This is a genomic window from Cellvibrio sp., from assembly GCF_053579595.1.
The window spans coordinates 1-2,088 of record NZ_JBRFPI010000542.1 but is presented as its reverse complement, the minus strand read 5'-3'; the positions used below and the strand labels follow the sequence as shown (position 1 = coordinate 2,088).

3 protein-coding genes are annotated in these 2,088 nt (G+C 45.9%); all 3 read right to left on the bottom strand.

Translation table 11 applies throughout. From position 1 onward, the window contains the following. The coding region (locus ACWA6V_RS20905) for a protein-glutamate methylesterase/protein-glutamine glutaminase (protein ID WP_449524295.1) at positions 1–904 on the bottom strand (904 nt) is incomplete at its 3' end. A 58-nt stretch (positions 905–962) separates the two neighbouring features. Further along, on the bottom strand, positions 963–1,574 hold the full coding sequence (cheD, locus tag ACWA6V_RS20900; protein WP_449524294.1) for a chemoreceptor glutamine deamidase CheD: 612 nt from the start codon (positions 1,572–1,574) through the stop codon (positions 963–965). Beyond that, positions 1,571–2,088, bottom strand: a 518-nt coding sequence (locus ACWA6V_RS20895) for a CheR family methyltransferase (protein WP_449524293.1), incomplete at its 5' end; no start/stop codon positions are given. The genes cheD and ACWA6V_RS20895, both read right to left, overlap by 4 nt.

Here is a 2,088-nt window from a genome sequence, read left to right as displayed (position 1 = left end):
TTTCGCGGAGCCGGAGCAGGCCTTCGGCGCCGTCTTTACCCATGCCGGTAAGTAATACTCCCAACACATTTTTACCACCAGCCAAAGCCACTGATTCCATCATCACATCCACCGCAGGTCGGTGACGATGAACAGGTTCGGCATCAGAAAGCTTCACGATATAATCCGCTCCCGAGCGCACCACCACCAAATGATGGCCACCGGGCGCTAAAAAAGCGTGCCCAGGTAAAATACGCTCGCCACCTTTTGCCTCAACCACATGCAAGCGCGTCACTTTATTTAAACGTTCAGCATAGGTGCGGGTAAAACCAGCGGGCATGTGCTGGGTCATCACAATGCCCGGTACAGCAGCAGGTAATTGCATCAATAAATCTTTAATCGCCTCTGTGCCACCTGTTGAGGCACCAATTGCAATTATTTTTTCAGTGCTTTGCAAGCGCCCGGATGTCACAGTTTTTTGGTTTGGAGATATATCCGGTTGGCTTTTCTTTACACTGGCTTTTACCCGCACCGCTGCTGCTGCACGAATTTTTTCTACAATCAACTCGGCGTATTCGCGAATACCACTAGTGACACCCAATTTCGGCTTGGGAATAAAATCAACCGCGCCTAACTCCAATGCATGGAGGGTTGCCTCTGCACCGGCTTCAGTCAGGGTTGAAATCATTACCACAGGTGTGGGACGGGCCTTCATGAGCTTCTCCAAAAATGCCAAGCCATCCATGCGCGGCATTTCAATATCCAATGTGATGACATCGGGGGCGAATTGATTCACCATGTCGCGTGCGACATAGGCATCGGGGGCAGCGCCAACCAATACCATATCGGGTGTATCGTTAATAATTTCAGCTAATAAGCTGCGCACCAAAGCCGAATCGTCTACCACCAATACTTTGATATTCATTTGAGTCTCCTACATCCCGCGTTTCTTATAGTGGCATTCTTAGCACCTAAACATTCAATTAATCAAATAACTCCACATCACCACTTTTGGGCGTGAATTTTACTTTCATGCGGTATTCGCTTTCACGATCAACAATAGTCGTGTTGTGTAAGGATTTGATTTTTTTAACAAGAACATTGCCGGTATCTGGAAAGAAATACACCTTGCGGGGATAATCACCTAACAAATCTTTTGCTAACACAGGGATTTCTTCCGTCTGCAAATATTCCATTACAAACTCGACGTTGCGCTGCCCGACATTGTTTACTTTCAACCCGCGAAGCACACTACCGCCGCCAAATACTTTAGCCTCCATCCGGTTTCGCCGCGCCCCCATTTTTAATAAATGGTTAATGAGCAATTCCATCGCATAGACACCGTAACGAGCCGACTCGGTCAACAAGCCCGTATCACTGGAATTATCATTTGGCAATAAAAAATGGTTCATTCCACCAATACCATTTACTCTGTCGCGCAGACATACCGCGACGCAGGATCCAAGAACGGTCACAATCATTTTATCGCCATTAGTAACAAAGTATTCGCCGGGCAATATTTTAACGGCATGACGTTCGAAGTGACGGTCATAATAATTTGTCGGCGCCAGATTCACGTTATCGTCAAAATTCATGTGCGCTCGCCTGAAGAAACTTTATCAACTCGCTGATAAGTTGTCTTGCCAATCAACCTCACAAGATGTGTTGCATTGGAGAAGCTTTCAGAGTGACCCGCAATATAAATTCCATCAGGCTTCAACAAACGTACCATGCGCTCTAACAATTTTATTTGCGTTGGCTTATCAAAATAAATCATGACATTACGACAAAAAATAACATCGAACCCCGGTTTTAACTGCCAATCCTGTTCCAATAGATTAATCTGTTTAAAACTCACCAACTGGCGAAGCTTATCGATTACCTTTGCTTTGCCTGAGTTTTTCCCTTTGCCGCGTAAAAAAAAGTTCTTTTTTTGTTCCAGCGTAAGTGCATCCAGCCGATCAATGGAATACACACCCTGCTCAGCAAATTGGAGCACGGCACTATCAATATCCGATGCGATAATCTCCACCGGTGGCATATAGCTACCAAAGGCCTCAATCAATGTCATTGCGATGGAATACGGCTCTTCGCCAGTACTGGAAGCAG